We start from the raw sequence: 16,671 nt of genomic DNA, 5'->3' as shown, positions 1-16,671 counted from the left end.
CCGGTCGCCAAGTCCCGGCCTGTGCAAGTCGATCGTCGGACGGCCGGAGTCCTGGTGGTGGGGGTACTCGCAGCCCTCGCGCTCACGTTCGCGGCTGCGACGCTGACGAACCCCGCGGCGAGTAGCGGGGTGATTGGTGTCGAGGATGATACCTCCGGCTTGTTCGGTATGGCGGAGATCCAGGAACCGCCCGGCGGCCAGCTCCCTGAGTTCGTCATTACAGCCCTGACCGTCGTATTCGTCGTCGTCATGATCGCCGGGATCGTCGCCGGCGCGATCCTGCTCGACGTCCGTGATCTGGCCCGGATCGTCGGCATCTCGCTGCTTGGGGCCGTACTCGCGCAGTTGCTGTTAGGGCCTGTTTCATTTCCGTCGAACTCCAGCGGTGGGTTCGGGGCCGTCGGGAGCAATGGTTCGTTCGGGCCCAGCGGTGGCGGCGTTCCAGCCGCGGGAGACGGGAGCGTCTCGCCGATGTTGCTGAGTGGCCTGGGCGTGGTCGTCCTGCTCGCGTTGATCGCCCTGTTCGCGCTCTCGACGGACGAAGACACTCCCGAGCAAGCACCCGAGCCCGAAGCGTCGGACACCGAGGAGCTCGCGTCCGTCGGACAGGCCGCCGGACGTGCGGCCGATGACATCGAGGACTCGGATGTTTCGACAGCGAACGCCGTCTATCGCGCCTGGATCGAGATGACAGACGCTCTCGAAGTGTCCAAGCGCGAATCGACCACGCCGGGGGAGTTCGCCGAGCTGGCGATCGAGGCCGGCATGGCACCCGACGACGTCAGGGAACTCACGCGCCTGTTCGAGGACGTCCGGTATGGAGACGAACCGGTCTCGGAGACACGTGCCGAACGGGCCAGAGACGCGTTGCGACGGATCGAGTCGGCGTACGCCGGTGAGTCACGATGAGTCGGGTCAGCGAGACCCGATCGCGCCGGCCGGACGACGAGAGCGGGGATTCTCCCATCGGCATCGATCGCGTCCTCGGTGGACTGGGACTGCTCGCGGTTCTCGCAGGCACCGCAGTCATCCTCGCCCCGGAACTGGGCGCGGGGTTCTCCCCGGGGTACGTCATCGTGTTCGTGATCGGCGGTCTGTTACTCGTGATCGCCGCCACACGCTGGAGGGACCGGTTGGTCACGTCTATCGAATCGGCGACACTTCCGGATGTCGAGGAACGTTCGACGGTCTCGGTCCCGGGGGCGGACTTCGACGCGATGTTACGAGGTGGCACGGGTAATTCGATAGAGTGCGTCAAGCAACGTTCGAAGATCCGCTCGCGAGTGGAGACGGTTACCACGGCAGTTCTCGACGACCGACCGACCGACAACATCGACGTGGCGGACCGACTGGCGGACGGAACCTGGACCGACGATCCGGTAGCGGCGGCGCTGTTCACCGACGCGGACGAATCCCTATCGATTCGAACCCGGATTACCTCGTTCGTCACTGGTAGATCGGTGTTCCGGCGTCGCGTCGAACGTGCGATCGACGAACTCTTTCGACTCGTCGACGGTGAGCGTGATCCAGACGCCGCCGACGGGACGCACACCGAAACCAAGTCGCCGACGCCGCCCGGCGAATGGGTGATCGACCGCTGGAAGGGACTCTCGGCGCTTGCGTTGTCGGTCATCGGGTTCGGAGTCGTCTTCTCCCGGCCTGCGTTGCTGCTCGGTGGCGGCGTCCTGGCCGGGTTTGGGGCCTACGTCGTCGCCGGGCCCTCGCCAGATCCGGAGCTGTCGATCACGCGGACGCTCGAGCCGACCGAACCCAGGCCGGGAGAGTCCGTGACAGTTCGCGTCGAAATCGAGAACGTGGGCGAGAGTTTCCAGTCCGACCTCCGGTTCGTCGACGGAGTGCCCGCCGGGGTCACTGTCGTCGACGGTACCCCACGTCACGGGACAGCGTTGCGTCCGGGTGCGTCGACGACCTACACGTATTCGATCGAAGCCGTGCGAGGGTCTCACGAGTTCGAGACGCCGACGCTCGTCGCCCGGAACCTCCCGGGGACGCTCGAACGCGTCTCGAAGCCGGACGTCGACGGCGACGGGACGGTCACGTACGACGTCTCGACGGCGCTGGAACTGTCGGTGCCGTTGCGCAAACACACCTCGAAACATGTTGGTCGTGTCCTGACGGACGTGGGTGGCAGCGGTATCGAGTTTCACTCGGTCAGAGAGTACCGGCGGGGAGATCCGCTGACGCGTATCGACTGGAACCGGGCGGCCCGCGGCGAGGGTCTAGCCACACTGCAGTTCCGTGAGGAGCGCTCGGCGACCGTGGTCGTGTTGATCGACGCGCGCCGATCGGCCTATGTCGCCCCCGACGACGAGGCGGCCTCGGCGGTCGACCGGAGCGTTCTCGCGGCCGCGAAGGTCGTTTCGGCACTGCTCGATTCCGACGACAGGGTCGGACTGGCGTCGCTGTCGCCGCGGCGGTGCTGGCTCGAACCGGGGGCCGGTCACACCCATCGGGCCCGTGCACACGATCTTCTGGCGTCCCACGAGTCGTTCGCGCCATCACCACCCGAGACGCCGTATTACGTACGCATCAATCTGGCCGCGCTCCGCAAACGATTGCCCGGGGACGCACAACTCCTGGTGTTTTCGCCGGTCGCAGACGACGAGTCCGTCGAGATCGTGCGCCAGCTAGAGGCCAGCGGGTATCCAGTCACACTGCTCAGTCCCGACGCGACTGGGGGCGGCACGCCCGGTCGAAGACTCGAACGTCTGGAGCGGTCCGTGCGCCTTTCGCGCCTCCGGCAGTCGAACGTCCGCGTCGTCGACTGGGACGACGAGGAACCCCTTGCGCTGGCGCTCACCAACGCGGCGAGGCGGTGGTCGTGATGATTCCCGAGACGACTCCACCCCGTGTCGCGATTGCGACGGTCGGCAGCGCCAGCGGTATCTCGGCGCTCGCCCTGCTGTTGGTTCCGACCGCGTTCGCCGTCGCCGTCGTCGGGGCGGTGGTGGTCGTGATCGGTACTCTTCTGGGCTCCCGTCGCGTCCTCGGTCTGGGATCGTTGCTCCAGTTCGGGGCTGTCGTCGCGGCCGGGATCTCGTCGTTGTCGGCTGGACTGGTGCTCGTCGGCCTGGTCGCGGCCGTCCTGGCCTGGGACATCGGCGAACAGACAATCGGCGTCGGCGAACAGCTCGGTACCGAGGCGCAAACCCGACGACCGATCGCCGTCCATGCCGCAGCTTCGACCCTCGTCGGGGCGATCGCGATCGGCGGCGTCTACGTGACGTACCTCACGGTGACGGGTGGTCAACCCCTACTCGCACTCGTGCTGTTCCTTGGTGGTGGCGCGATCGTGTTGCTTTCGATGCGCACCTGAGAACGGACGCTCGGCGTCGAGACGCATAGGACGGCCACCCGACGGCTTCGTCCCGGCCGCTTCGGGCTCCGAGCGGGCAAGATCCGTGTCGGGACGCATAGGCCGGCTACCCGACGGCTGCGTCTGTGGTCGGGCTGTCGACACGGAGTTATTCTGGCGATCCCGTCCGAGGATCGCCTGCGATTAGACCGTCGGCACCGGGACGTCATCGAGGACGCGGTCGACGATGGAGTGTTTGGGCACGCCGTCGACCTTCGCGTCGGGCGTGAGGATCAGCCGATGGGCAAGTACCGGCCGGGCGACCCGCTTGATGTCGTCCGGAGTGACGTATTCCCGGCCGACGAGTGTCGCATGCGCTCGTGAGATCTCGAACAGTCGCTGGGTGCCCCGCGGCGAGACGCCGACCTCGACGTTCCGGTGCTCGCGGGTCGCCCGCGTGATCGCTGCCATGTACGCCATGACGTCCTCCTCGACACGGACCCGTTCGGGGACTGTCCGGAGACTGGTCACCGACTCGGCGTCGAGCACCGCCTCGACGGCGGGGCTGCGATCCTCGCGGGACTGTCGACGCCGGAGGAGTTCAATCTCCCCGTCCTCGTCGGGGTAGCCCATTTCGGTCTTGACGGCGAAACGGTCGACCTGGGCCTCGGGCAACTCGAAGGTCCCTTCCATCTCGATGGGGTTCTGGGTAGCGATGACGAAGAACGGTTCAGGCAGGTCGTAGGTGTCGTCGTTGACTGTGACTTGCGTCTCCTCCATGGCTTCGAGGAGGGCGCTCTGGGTCTTGGGTGGCGCGCGATTGATCTCGTCGGCAAGGACGACGTTGGCGAAGATGGGTCCCTCGCTGAACTCGAAGGAGCGATCCCGTTCGTTGTAGATGTGTGTCCCGGTCACGTCTGCGGGTAACAGGTCAGGGGTGAACTGGATCCGCGAAAAGGAGAGGCCGAGTGCCGCTGCCAGACTCCGGGCGGTGAGGGTCTTGCCGGTCCCGGGGACGTCTTCAAGCAGGACGTGCCCGCGACCGAGCACGCCCAGCAGAACGGTTTCGAGGAACTCCCGATCGGTGATGACGGCCGACTCGAGTTCCGCCAGAAGGCGATTACAGGTCTCGCTGGCCTCGGTGATGTCCATGGGGAGTGGTGCCACCGGCCGTCCTTAGGCATTTCGAGAGATCGAAACGGATAAACACGGCACTGGAGTATGACCGGATGAGCCGAGGTAGCCTAGCCTGGCCAAGGCGCCTGCCTCGAGAGCAGGTGTCCTCACGGACTCGGGAGTTCAAATCTCCCCCTCGGCGTTTCTCGCGAGCCAAGCGCGGAGCGACGCGATTTTGAGGTGGTGAAACCGTTTCGTTGCACCCGCGAGAAAAGAACGAGCGAGACAAGTGAGGAGGGAGGGAAGAGCGCGTTCAGATAAGTCAGGAATGAAATCTTATAAATACTTATGCAACTACATTAGATACGTGGCAGACGACTACGTGCGTCGGACGGCAATCACACGTCTTGAAGTCACGGACGAGCAACGCGATCTCCTCGAAGAGACAATCTCCGAGTGGAGGCGTGGTTGCCAGATTGCCACCGACATGGCGTGGGGCAAGTATAACACAAAACGCGACGTACAGCCCCTTGCCTACGACGACGTGCGCGAACACACCGACCTCGGGAGTCAGCACGCGATTCTCGCCACCCACCAGGCCGCCCAGGCCATCACCGGTTGTATCGAACGCCGGTTGAACGGCAAGAAGGTGAGCAAGCCATCCTTCACCGCCCCGACGGTAAAGTACGACGCCCGAACGATGACTTTGTTTGACGACGATTCGGTGTCGCTCTCCACAACAGAAAGTCGTGTCCGGTGTGAACTTGCTCTCCCCGAATCGGATGATGGCTACCAACGGGAGTACCTCGACTCGGACGAATGGAGCGTCACGGAAAGCACGCTCACCGCCCGTGATGGCGACTACTTCCTGCATATCGGCTTCCGCCGACACAAGACCGATGCCGAGCGGAACACCGCCGAGGACGGAACGGTCCTCGGGGTTGACCTCGGCATCGAGAACCTCGCCGTCACAAGTACTGCCTACTTCTTCAGCGGGCGGGAGTTAACCCACAATCTCCGCGAGTTCGAAAAGGTGCGCGCTGGCCTCCAACAAACCGGCACCCGGAGCGCTCACCGAACACTTGAACAGTCGAGTAATAGGGAACTTCGATACGTGCGTGACGTACTCCACCGGGCATCAAACGCCATTGTAGATGAAGCACTCCGCCACGAGTGCGATATAATCGCTTTCGAGGATCTAGCCCACATCCGCGACCACACTGGGGCATCGTGGGGACATAGATGGGCGTTCCGAACGTTGTATGAACAGGTGGAGTACAAAGCCGAAGTAGAAGGCATCGAGGTAAAACAGGTTGGTTCGGCATACACTTCCAAGCGGTGTGCCGAGTGTGGCTTCACGGCTGACGAGAATCGCCAGACCCGTAGCGACTTTCGGTGTCAGAAGTGCGATTTGGAGGCGAACGCGGACTATAATGCGGTCGCCGGATTACATCCGGCGGGCAGCAAAGTCACTGCGTGACTTTGCGACGGCGAAGAACATCGGATTACGGTACGTCCGTCGGGGCCAACAGTCGTCTCGGCGGACGGGTAACAGTCAACTTGCCCTGAAGTCTGGAACAGTGACGCCGAGTGGTGGATTTACCGCTCACCCGGACGGGTTCGAGGCCGAGTTCATGGACAAGCCCCAGTGCAGTCCCACGGCCTGCACGTCGTCAGACCACGTCTGACGGGACCCTCAACAAGCGAAGTAGGGTGGGGTAGTTGACATCGCTCCCTCGGTGTTTCTGACGGCACGATACGACGAGTGAAACGCTCCGTTTCTAGGCTCACGTCAGCAGAAACAGGAGGAGGCTGACAGCGACGACGACGGCGATGAACAGACCGGCCATGGCCGCGCCCATCGAGACGACGGCGTTGGCCGTACTCGCGAGCGTCTCGGTTCGATCATTGCCGAAGACCGTCACTTCGGCCTGCTCGCTGGCCATGCCGGCCTCGACCGACTCCAGATCGTCGAGTGCGTCCCCGACCAGATCGTCGATCAGCGCGACCAGATCGTCCTCGGGGATGGCGCCGCCGACCTGGTTCTCGGCCTCGACGGTGTTGACGATGTGGGTGTCCGAGGTCAGCACTTCCAGCAGATCGACGTCCTCGACGGCGTCGATGATGCGCTCACGTAGCCCCGGCTCCATGTTGTTGCCGTCGATGAGGACGTAGGCCGTCGAGTGACCGTCGACCTCGACGACGGCGACCCGGATTCCGAGCGGGCCGATCCCCTCCTGTGGGTCCCAGGGCGTTTCGTCGGCTGCGATGCCGAGCCGGACAGGCCCTTGCTCGGCGTCCGCGAGGCGTTCGCCGAGGCGTTCGGCGCCGTGGATCAGGTCGAATGATCGTTCGCCGCCCGGGACGACGTGTCCCAGGTTGGGTCCGTCGAGGCCATTGTTACAGTTGTGGGCGTCGATCAGCAGGACGTCCTCCAGGTGTCCGGCGTGCCCCTCGGCGCGCGCCGAGAGCCCGACGGCGTACTCGATGTCGTCGGCGAACCCGGGCGAGAAGGTGACCGTCACCAGGGCGTCGTCGCCGAAGGCCTGGCCGATCAGCGTCGCCTCGCCTTCCTCGAGACGTTCGCCAGGGGTTGCTCTCTCCCCGTACTCGATTCGGTCGTGGGCACGTTCGGCCGCGTCGAGGATCGTCTCGACCTCACGTTCGGTGACGAGGTTGAAGTCGTGGCCGGCGGTTGCGTGGGGCGGAAAGCCGAGCCCATCGGCCGCCTCGGCGATTCGCAGGGGCAGGTTGCCGCCCCCGATCTCGCCCATCGGCCCGGGATGGATCATCGGCAGGACGAAGCGGGCCTTCTCGGTGCCGTCCGGGCGCCGGAAGGCCAGAACCGTTACCGGGACCAGCGCTTCCTCGCCGATCTCCTCGAAGAAGTCCTCGAGTTCGCGGGATCCTTCGGCGATGTGTCCGATGAACCCCCGGAGGAAGTCCAGGGCGCTGACGCCGAGACTGCGTCGCCAGGGGCGGTCGATCACGACCAGGAACAGCCAGACTGTGGCGGCGTAGAGGACACAGAGGACGGCGAGCAGGACGAAGTCCCCGGGGAGGATGACGAGCAACTCCGGCGGAGCTTCGTCCGGACGTGAGAGGTACGAACGGGTCAGCGGGCCGCCGATCTCGAGGTAGCGCATCGTCCCGCTGTAGACGAACAGGAGGACGGCGGCGGCGACGGTCTGGACGCTCGCGGGGATCGCCGCGACGGGAAGGCTGTGACGCGAGATCGCCATGACGATCAACAGCCGGAAGGCGAAGATCGCCGCCAGCGCGAACAACAGTGCGTCGAAGACGAAGATCTGACCGAGCGGCGTGAGGGCGGCGATCACACTCGCGCCGGTCAACACGCCGATGACGAGCAGCTCACAGCCGAGTGCGAGCAACGACGCCCGGTTGGGCGTCAGCTGGCCGCCCAGCTTCCGGTCGATCGGAGGTGTGAGGACGCCGGCGAGGAGGGTCGGCAATCCGATGTAGAAGACCCCCTGCCAGGCGTCCTCTAAGATGTATCGCGAGTCGAACGCTGCCAGGCCGGTGAGCGCGGCGATAAACAGCGCGAAGGTGATCGAGGAGTACCATCGTGGCGCGCGAAAGATGTATCGCGAGAGTCCGGCGAGATCGCCCTGCGTGGCCGTCATTGCTACGACTGGATCCCCCGAAGGGGTTAAAACTGTCTCACCGCTGCTCACTCACAAACCGTGCGAAAGTTCTCGAAGACGGCCTCGCCCTCCTCGGTGTGTGCCACTTCTGGGTGCCACTGGACACCGTAGAGATCCCGACCGGTGTCGCTCATCGCCTCGACCGCACAGACGTCGGAGGTCGCGGTCCGCTCGAAGCCCGTCGGCACCTCTTTCACTTCGTCTGCGTGACTCGCCCATACGCGGGTTTCGGGCGCCAGTGAGCCGACGAGCGGATCCGTCTCTTCGAGGATCTCGACCGTCACGTCGGCGTAGCCGCCGTAATCGCCGGACCCCACCGTCCCGTCGAGTTCCGCGGCCATGAGCTGCATCCCGAGACAGATCCCGAGGATCGGCACGTCGAGATCGAGATATTCCGGGGAGTTGCCGATCCGATCCATCGAGGGGCCGCCCGAGAGGACCAGCCCGTCGGCATCGATCTCGGACGGGGGCGTCGTGTTCTCGACGAGGTCGGCCTCGACGCCGATGTCGCGCAACGCCCGCCGTTCGAGGTGCGTGAACTGACCGTGGTTGTCGATCACGTCGATCCGGGTCATGGAGAGCGGTAGCGTCCTCCCGGATAAATATCCCCTGAAACGCCGGGCCAAACCCGGAACACGCCAGGACCCGACGTACGCGGTCACCCCGTCACGCTCCTTGTTCCCACTCGCTTCTCTCCCGTCTTCTTCCTCCCTTCCTTTCCTCTCGTTCGCTTCTCACTCGTCTTCCTGTGCGTCTCCTTCCTTCCTCCTTTCCCTTCGTTCGCTTTTCACTCGTCTTCCTGTGTGTTTCTCTCCGGCCTGTCTTTCCGTTCGCTACTGACTTCGCCCCGTTGCTGTCGAGTCGGGATGGCCCGATGCAAACGCAGAGTCACGACACAGACGTCCTCGAACTGGTCGAGTTCGAGGGTCCCGCCGAATCCCTCGACGATCCAGTTGACGAGCCACAGACCGAGTCCCTCGCTGTGCTGGAGTGGCGTTTCGGTCCCCGAGTTGAGGGGTTCGATCTCGGCGGCGGGGAGATGGCCGCCTGCGTCGACGATTCGGACGACCGTCGATCTGGGACCGAGGTGTTCGACGTCGATCCGCAGGACCGTCTCGCTCCCGCCGTTGGCGATGGCCGTCTCAAGGACGTTTTCGATCGCGGTTTCGAGCATCCAGTCGGCGCTAACCCACGCCGTCTCTGGGAGATCGGTCTCGAAACGGACTCCGGGATTGGCCGCCCTGGTGGCTCGCACGCGGCGCTCGACGATCTCGACCGCGTCGACCGGATGGCGACGACGCCCCTCGCCGGTGACGGCGACCTCGATCTGCTGGGCCTGTTCGGACAGTTCCGCGATCTCGTCTACTTTTCGACGGATCGATATGACGTGCTCGCGCGTCGTTCCCGAGACCTCCGATTCGAGTTCGTCGAGTTGCCCGAGAATTACGGTCAGATCGTTTCGGAGGTTGTGTCGCAGCGCTCGGGAGAGCACTTCGGTGCTCTGGGTGAGCGTCCGCGTCGACCGCTCGAACTCCCGGGCGATCCCCAGGAGGGCCCCGCCGGCACCTCCGATGACGATCGAACTGGCGAGGAGTGCCGACCCTGTCGACTCGTGATCTGCGACGGCTCCGAACCCCACGAAGAGGAAGTCAGTCACCGTCAATATCCCGATACCGAGCCCCACGTGTGCTGCGACCCGCCACACTTGTTCACCTTGCAACCGACAGGCCCGAAGCCAGACACCGGTAGCGGTCAGACCGATCGCTGCGACCAGCCCAAGTACCGCCACGCTCGTCGTCGCGGCGGACGTCCCGCGGGTCAGGGCCGGGACGAAAAGGACACTCAAGACGACGCCCGTCCCAGTCACGTAATTGATCCCGAGTGCCCGCTTGGTCGCGTACATCCTCTACAACTTGACGGATTCGCCGACGTGTCACTTAGGGATACGCACCTGATTATCTCGTTTGAAAACTCCGTCGATCGGAACGCCTGCCACTCCCTGTCCCGTATACGCCTCGAACACGTCGGTTACCCGTTTTCGTGCCGTTCCGCCGCCGACTCGAAGTCAAGTTCGGCCTGTTCCCGACTCCGACGTCGCTCTTTGGCGGCCAGCGCTTCGGGATCCGGGGATGCGGGGTCGTCGAGGGACGCCCAGGAGTCGTGGACCTTGGCGTGGCACCACCGACAGAGATAGACCGTGATCTCGTGGCTCACCTGCGTGTCCGTCCCGTCACTCGCGGTCGGGGTCGGACCGTCGGCGTGATCGGGTTCGTCGTCGGCATAGGAGAGGTGGTGTTCCTCCAGCAGCGGTCGGTCGTCGGTATGGGCGGAACGCCGTTCTTCGAGTCCACACCGGACACACTTTCGCTGGCGGTTTCGCGCCCGCATGTGCGGACAATCCACCCAGTCCCACGGCCCTGTCAATCCCGTCTCTTCCGGGTCGCCGACGACGGGACAGCGGAAATCCGTTGCGCTCAATTTGTCCGCAAAGTCCCGATCGCGATCGCCGTGCTCGACCGCGAACCGACACCGACCTTCGTCGGTGCAGTGGTCACACCGCTCGACGTACGCGTCGGGATCCTCGACGCCGACGGTCGTCCCCGCGTCCGTCTTCTCCATGCAAATCTGCCTAGGACAAGCCCCGCCAAAAGTACACCGGCGTCCCAAAGGGGTTAGTCCGTACCCGCTGTACGACCCGACATGCGTGTCGTCCACGAGTCGGGGGATAACGGTGAGGACAGAGACGACCGGAAGGTTCTGGCGACCGACGTTGCGGTCGCCGAGGGCGCCCTGGCAAAGCTCCGCGGACTCCGGTTTCGATCGTCGCTCCCGGAGGGGTTCGCGCTCGTGTTTCCCTTCGAGGGGGTCGGCCGCCGGGACATCGACATGCTGTTCGTCCGGACGTCGATCGACGTGCTCTGGCTGGTTGATGGGCACGTCAAGCGAGTCGAGACGCTCCGCTCGTGGCTCGGTTTCGGCCTGGCGAAGGCCGATTGTGTGATCGAGTTACCGCCGGGAGTCGCCCGTAACGTCTCGACGGGCGATCGGGTTTTCCTCGAGGACGAGGTCAAGTGACTCCGACCGCCTGTGGGACGCCGTCACGCTCCGCCGGGACCAATATCTTCATGAACGTCGAGAACATTTCTCCGGGTACAATGTCGGAATACCCGACGAGCGAGGATAGAGGAAGTCGCCGCAAGGCGGCTGGGCGCGAAATTCTCCTCACGTAGCGAGGACCGAATTTTGTCAGGACTGTTCGGCGAGCACCCGGCGACCCAGCCACTCGAGTCGCTGACGAACGTCGGTTTGCTCGATACGACGCTTCGAGACGGTGAACAGGCACCCGGGGTGTCGTTGTCCCCCGAGGAGAAAGCGCACATCGCCCGCGAACTCGACGCCGCCGGCATCGACGTGATCGAGGCCGGCAGTGCCGTCACCGGACCGGGCGAGCGCGAGACGATCAGTCGCGTGGCGGATCTGGATCTGGACGCGACGGTCACTAGTTTCGCCCGCAACGTCGAGAGTGACGTCGATCTCGCGATGGAGACGGGCGTCGACGGCGTTCACCTCGTCGTCCCGGCCAGCGACCGCCACATCGAGGACAAGATCGGTACGACCCGCACGGATGTCGTTGCCGACACCGCTGCGCTCGTGGAGTACGCGACCGATCACGACCTCTGGGTCGAGGTGATCGGCGAGGACGGCTCTCGCGCCGATCTGGACTTTCTCGAGGAACTCATGGCCGAAGCCCTCGACGCTGGTGCTGATCGGGTCTGTTACGCCGACACGGTCGGCCACGCTACGCCCGACCGGACGCTGGACGCCGTCTCCCGGCTTGCCGACCTCGGACCGACGAGTACCCACACCCACGACGACCTCGGGCTGGCGGTGACCAACGCCCTGGTCTCGCTGGCTGCCGGTGCGGACCTGGTCCACGGGACGATCAACGGCATCGGCGAACGGGCCGGCAACGTCGCCTTAGAGGAGGTTGCCATCGCCCTCGATCACGGCTATGGCGTCGAGACGATGGACCTCACGCAGGCCTACGACCTCGCCCAGTTGATCGCCAACAGGACGGGCATCCCGCTGGCCCCAAACAAGGCTGTCGTCGGCGAGAACGCCTTCACCCACGAGAGTGGCATCCACACTGACGGGACGCTCAAGGACGAGGCGATGTACGAGCCCTACCCGCCCGAGAAGGTGGGTCGGGAACGCCGCCTCGCGCTGGGCAAACACGCCGGTCGAGCCGGGGTCGCCGCCGCCCTCGAGGAACACGACGTCGAGGTCTCCGACGCGGAACTCGACGCCGTCTTCGAGCGCGTCAAGGAACTCGGCGAACGCGACAAGCGCGTCACCGACGCCGACCTGCTCGCGATCGCTGAGGATGTCCAGGACCGCGACCGCGAGCGCCGGATCGAACTCCTCGACCTGAAGACCGTCGCTGGTAGCGGGACGCCGACCGCGAGCGTCACGATCGTCATCGACGGTGCGGAACGCACCGAGGCCTCGGTCGGCGATGGCCCCGTCGACGCCGCGATGAACGCCGTCGAGGCCGCCCTCGGTCACGCCGTCGACTGGAGTCTCGACTCCTATCACGTCGACGCCATCACCGGCCAGACTGATGCCGTCGTCACCGTCGAAGTCGAGATGTCCCGCGGCGACCGCTCGGTCACAGTCGCCCGCAGCGACGCCGACATCACCCGGGCCTCCGTCGAGGCCATGGTCGAGGCCATCGACCGCCTGGTCGAGACGGAAACTGAGCCGCTGGTCGCTGACGACTGAGAGACCACCTTTTTACTGCGGGGGGTCGCCGCTGGCGACCCCCGCTTGCAAAAATCTGGACCAAAAACACCTGCTGGCTCAGCCACCGGCTTCGCCAGCAGTCAAACACTACGCGTCGCGCCGTGAATTCGAGGCGACTGTCAACCGCCTCGCCGCCCGCTCGCAGTGTCCGTGGAGCCCCGTCTCACCGGTGGACAAAAACCATCGCTCCGTTCCGTCCGGTCACGCGGAGTGAAACGCGGCGCTCTGCACACGGACTTCACACCAGCAGATAATCCTGCAGCGATACGGGTCCAACGATCGGTCACTCCCGTTGTGAGGACTCCGCTGGTTCGGTCGACAACGAGTGAGGTTCGACCTGTTCGATTTCGAAGCGGGCTCCGCCGGATCCGCTTTCGGTCGCCCGGATCGACCAGCCATGAGCGTCGACGATGTTCTGGACGATTGCGAGGCCGAACCCGGTTCCATCGTCGCTGGTGGTGTACCCGCTTTGAAATACGTCTTCGCGGTGTTCGTCCGGGATTCCCGGACCGTCGTCTTCGACGAAGAACCCGTCTTCGAACGTCCCGACGCGAATCTTTACGTCCTCACCGGCGTGATCGATCGCGTTCCGATAGAGGTTCTCGAACAACTGCCTGAGCCGGTTTCGATCGGCGTCGATGGTGGCTGTTTCCCGAACGTCGAGTGTCGCTCGGGCCGTCTCGACAGTTTCCCAGGCGTCGGTTGCGACCGCCCCGAGGTCAAGTGTGTCCGTCTCGGCGACGGTCTGGCCCTGCTTCGCGAGCGTGAGTAGATCCCGAATGAGTGTCTCCATCCGTTCGTGGGCGCTCTCGACGCTCTCGAAGTATTCTTCGTCCCCTTCCAGCCGCGCGAGTTCGAGGTTCCCCGCTGCGACGTTGAGTGGGTTTCGGAGATCGTGGCTGATCGCACTCGCGAACGTTTCGAGGTGTTCGTTGGCCCGTTCGAGTTCCTGTTCCCGTCGATGTCGCTCGGTCACGTCACGGGTATGAACGACGATCCCCTGGACGAACGGGTTCTCGGTGAGGTCTTGCCCGACCGACTCGACGACCCGGACGGAACCGGTCGCGTCTTCGACCCGATATTCGAATCGAACGGTACTGTTATCGACGCCAATCGTTTCCAGCGCGTTTCCGACTCGGTCGCGGTCGTCCGAGTGAACGTACGTGAGCAGTGACTGTCCGAGGAGTGTCTCCGGATCGTACCCGAGAACACGGTCGATCGACGGGCTGACGTATTCGAGCGTGCTCTCGTGATCGACGACCGTGATGATGTCGGATGCGTTCTCGATGAGTGCCTGGTACCGTTTCTCGATACGTCGATTGTCCGTGACGTCACGGATCGTCAGTAGTCGTCCGAGGTGGTCATCGTCCCGGAGCGGGGAGAGATGAGCGGTAAAGAAGCGCTGTCCCTCGTCGGTCTCGACGACGATGTCGTCGTGAGTCCGACCCTCAGGGCCGGTGGTTTCGAACAGCTGTGCCATCTCGGGGAGTGCCGTCCTCGCGTGTCTGCCGATCGCGTCGTCACCAGCCAGCGTGCGTGCGGCTGGATTCAGATCGACGATTCGACCGTCCTCGTCGAGGACGACGAACCCGTCACGCATGTTCTCGATGACGGTCGCGCGACCGACCGGAACGACGTCCAACAGTCGAAAGCGGAAGATAGCATACCCAAGTGCCAATCCCGCGATCGTCAATCCAGTCGGCATCGTGAACAGCACGTCCCACGGTTGCCCACTGCCGCCGAGGACGTTCGTCGCGAGCGGGGCGAGTACGCCGATCGTCAGCGCGACCGACTGGCGGCGATAGAGTCGATCGGAGGTCAACACCATCCACATGAACAGACCGACACTCGCCAGGATCAGGGTGTAGGAATACAAGAGATGGACGTAGTGATACGCGCCGAAGGTGTATTCGAGATATCGCACTCCGGCTCCGGTCGTCGCCACGGTCGTCTCGGCCCACATGAGGCCGTGCCACGGATCACTCGCCGTCACCAGCAACGTCACGATCGGCTCGACGGCGAGAAGAGAGACTGTCTCGCGGGTGAGCCACTGTTCGCGGCCCGTATACGACAGTGCGAGCGCGAACCACGCGCCGGGGACGAGGACGATGGCGACCTGTTCGAGATGGAGCCACAGTTTCATCCCGTCGGCGGTCGGTGCGACGTCACCCAATCCCGTGGTGAGTGCCCATCCTGTCGTTCCGAGCATCAGTACGCCGAACGCCGCGAGCGTCTTGCTCGGACGCCGATGCCAGCGGACGACGAACGCGTAGATCGCCAGCAGAAGCGAGATGCTGGCAGCAGCAAACGCGACCGTGACGCGGAGTTCCTGCATGAGAGGCACCTGTCTGGCGTGCTCGTTCGTTCCTCAGCAAGATCCAGGCCGACTGATCGCCAGAAGACCTGAGGGGCTACCTGTCTTCATTGTCGTGACGCTACTCGACTCCTCAATCGTTGCACGCAAAGATATCGTTGTGGCAGTCCTTAGCGCTTGTCTTCTGAACGAACGACTGACCAAATGAATGTTTTCGGCATGGATCACTGTGTTCAGCTGCTGGACCTTTGGAATGGATCACTGTGTTTAGATGCTGGACCGGACTAGCCGGGAGGTGATGTCCTGGTGGATCCTGTTTGTGGCCGGACTGTTCGAGATCGGTTGGGCGATCGGACTGGAATACTCCGACGGGCTCTCGAAGCCGTTACCGACGCTCGGGACCGCCGTCGCACTCGTAATCAGCATGGTCCTGCTGGCCCAGGCTGTCAAGGAACTCCCCGTGGGGACCGCCTACGCGGTCTGGACCGGAATCGGGGCCGTCGGGACCGCCTCCCTCGGGATCGTCCTCTTCGACGAACCGGCCACCCTCGCGCGGATCTTCTTCATCGGAACGATCGTCGTCGGCATCGTCGGCCTGCACCTCGTCTCCGGCGGCTCCTGATACGGATTACTCTAAGTCATTTCCGCATCGACCGTCCTCTTTCGGGCGGTCGCAGCGGTAAACAGTTAGAGTAATCCGTATGAGACGCGCTGTCCGGTCCGTCGTGCGCTCAGTCACTCGCCGGCCGCTCGCCGTCGAGAATAGCTGGGAGGTCCGTGAGATCGTCGATCTCGTACTCGGGTTCGACCGATAGTTCCTCGTCCGCGCGGTGGGGTCGGCGGACGAACGCCGCATCGATCCCGGCTGCGTGGGCCGCTTGGACGTCTGTCTCGCTGTCGCCGACGTACAGCGCATCCGTCGTTCCGAGATCCGCCAGTGCCTGCCGGAGGTAATAGGGGTCGGGTTTCTTGCGTCGGAGGCTCTCGACGGCGGGCCCTCGGCCGTGAATCGTCTCGAAGTGCCCGGCGAGGTCGAAGGTCCGCAGGCCGAACTCGACGGTCGCCTGCTGGTTGGAACTCACGATCCCCATGGGTCGATCCAGCGCGTCCAGCGTCCCGACGTCCTCGTAGACACCCTTCTCACCGCGGCGGATAGCGTCCTGCTGGCGGCGGGCCATCAGACTGTCGCGTTCGCGCCAGAACTGGTCGGGATCGAGACTGTAGTAATCACAGACGACTTCGAGTTTCGGCACGGTGACGCCGATGCTCATTGCCTCGACGTGTTCGTCGTCGGGATCGGACACCCCGACGCGCTGGAACGCGTCGCGGGCGGCGCGCCGGTGCAGGTCTAGCTCCGTCAACTCCACCAGTACGCCGTCGTTGTCGAAGACGACGGCCTCGTACATATCCGAACGTACGGCTCGGTCGCGGAGAACGTTCCGGTCGCGGCGGACCCG

The 16,671-nt window shown here is 64.2% G+C and carries 13 protein-coding genes, 1 tRNA gene and 1 pseudogene; 8 read left to right on the top strand and 7 right to left on the bottom strand.

Going from position 1 to position 16,671, the window contains the following annotated elements; genetic code table 11:
- The first annotated feature begins 21 nt into the window (after nt 1-21).
- Genes E3374_RS02105 through E3374_RS02095 form a run of 3 tightly spaced genes read left to right on the top strand, consistent with a single transcriptional unit; the run spans nt 22 to nt 3,337 of the window.
- Nucleotides 22-909, top strand: a complete 888-nt coding sequence (locus tag E3374_RS02105; RefSeq protein WP_248299370.1) for a DUF4129 domain-containing protein — start codon at nt 22-24, stop codon at nt 907-909.
- Nucleotides 906-2,846: a DUF58 domain-containing protein gene (locus E3374_RS02100; protein ID WP_136687223.1), complete on the top strand. Its 1,941-nt coding sequence runs from the start codon at nt 906-908 to the stop codon at nt 2,844-2,846. Before E3374_RS02105 ends, E3374_RS02100 begins: the two co-directional genes overlap by 4 nt.
- Nucleotides 2,846-3,337 carry a DUF7519 family protein gene (locus E3374_RS02095; RefSeq protein ID WP_136687221.1) on the top strand — a complete coding sequence of 164 codons (492 nt, stop codon included), beginning with the start codon at nt 2,846-2,848 and terminating at the stop codon, nt 3,335-3,337. Before E3374_RS02100 ends, E3374_RS02095 begins: the two co-directional genes overlap by 1 nt.
- A gap of 183 nt (nt 3,338-3,520) precedes the next feature.
- Here E3374_RS02095 and E3374_RS02090 read toward each other — a convergent pair whose 3' ends face one another.
- On the bottom strand, nt 3,521-4,468 hold the full coding sequence (locus E3374_RS02090; protein WP_136687219.1) for an AAA family ATPase: 948 nt from the start codon (nt 4,466-4,468) through the stop codon (nt 3,521-3,523).
- Between the two features lie 81 nt (nt 4,469-4,549).
- Here E3374_RS02090 and E3374_RS02085 point away from each other — a divergent pair.
- Nucleotides 4,550-4,634, top strand: a tRNA-Ser gene (locus E3374_RS02085).
- A 165-nt stretch (nt 4,635-4,799) separates the two neighbouring features.
- Nucleotides 4,800-6,120: pseudogene (locus E3374_RS02080) on the top strand (RNA-guided endonuclease InsQ/TnpB family protein).
- Between the two features lie 99 nt (nt 6,121-6,219).
- Here E3374_RS02080 and E3374_RS02075 read toward each other — a convergent pair.
- The 4 genes from E3374_RS02075 to E3374_RS02060 all read right to left on the bottom strand — a co-directional run bounded on the left by E3374_RS02075 (nt 6,220) and on the right by E3374_RS02060 (nt 10,716).
- Nucleotides 6,220-8,076, bottom strand: a complete 1,857-nt coding sequence (locus E3374_RS02075; protein ID WP_136687217.1) for a DUF2070 family protein — start codon at nt 8,074-8,076, stop codon at nt 6,220-6,222.
- Between the two features lie 47 nt (nt 8,077-8,123).
- Entirely contained in the window at nt 8,124-8,672 is a 549-nt protein-coding gene (locus E3374_RS02070; RefSeq protein WP_136687215.1) for a GMP synthase subunit A, read from the bottom strand.
- Between the two features lie 212 nt (nt 8,673-8,884).
- On the bottom strand, nt 8,885-10,000 hold the full coding sequence (locus E3374_RS02065) for a sensor histidine kinase (protein ID WP_136687213.1): 1,116 nt from the start codon (nt 9,998-10,000) through the stop codon (nt 8,885-8,887).
- A 125-nt stretch (nt 10,001-10,125) separates the two neighbouring features.
- On the bottom strand, nt 10,126-10,716 hold the full coding sequence (locus E3374_RS02060; RefSeq protein WP_136687211.1) for a DUF7097 family protein: 591 nt from the start codon (nt 10,714-10,716) through the stop codon (nt 10,126-10,128).
- Between the two features lie 81 nt (nt 10,717-10,797).
- Here E3374_RS02060 and E3374_RS02055 point away from each other — a divergent pair, with 81 nt between their 5' ends.
- Both E3374_RS02055 and E3374_RS02050 read left to right on the top strand, forming a co-directional pair.
- Complete coding sequence (locus tag E3374_RS02055) at nt 10,798-11,172, top strand: DUF192 domain-containing protein (protein ID WP_136687209.1); 375 nt, start codon at nt 10,798-10,800, stop codon at nt 11,170-11,172.
- 168 nt (nt 11,173-11,340) lie between these two features.
- Nucleotides 11,341-12,879, top strand: a complete 1,539-nt coding sequence (locus E3374_RS02050) for a (R)-citramalate synthase (protein ID WP_211194890.1) — start codon at nt 11,341-11,343, stop codon at nt 12,877-12,879.
- A 304-nt stretch (nt 12,880-13,183) separates the two neighbouring features.
- Here the strand turns inward: E3374_RS02050 and E3374_RS02045 are convergent, their stop codons facing one another.
- A complete protein-coding gene (locus E3374_RS02045; RefSeq protein WP_136687207.1) occupies nt 13,184-15,235 on the bottom strand; it encodes a histidine kinase N-terminal 7TM domain-containing protein in 2,052 nt (683 codons plus the stop codon).
- A gap of 277 nt (nt 15,236-15,512) precedes the next feature.
- Between E3374_RS02045 and sugE the strand changes: the two genes are divergently transcribed.
- On the top strand, nt 15,513-15,836 hold the full coding sequence (sugE, locus tag E3374_RS02040) for a quaternary ammonium compound efflux SMR transporter SugE (RefSeq protein ID WP_136687436.1): 324 nt from the start codon (nt 15,513-15,515) through the stop codon (nt 15,834-15,836).
- A 109-nt stretch (nt 15,837-15,945) separates the two neighbouring features.
- Here the strand turns inward: sugE and E3374_RS02035 are convergent, their stop codons facing one another.
- A complete protein-coding gene (locus E3374_RS02035) occupies nt 15,946-16,620 on the bottom strand; it encodes an HAD family hydrolase (RefSeq protein WP_136687204.1) in 675 nt (224 codons plus the stop codon).
- Nucleotides 16,621-16,671: the final 51 nt, after the last annotated feature.

It is taken from the genome of Halorhabdus amylolytica, from assembly GCF_004944975.1.
In the GTDB taxonomy this organism is placed as follows: domain Archaea; phylum Halobacteriota; class Halobacteria; order Halobacteriales; family Haloarculaceae; genus Halorhabdus; species Halorhabdus amylolytica.
Note: the sequence above shows the minus strand (reverse complement) of the source record. Positions and strands in the feature narration are given on the sequence as shown.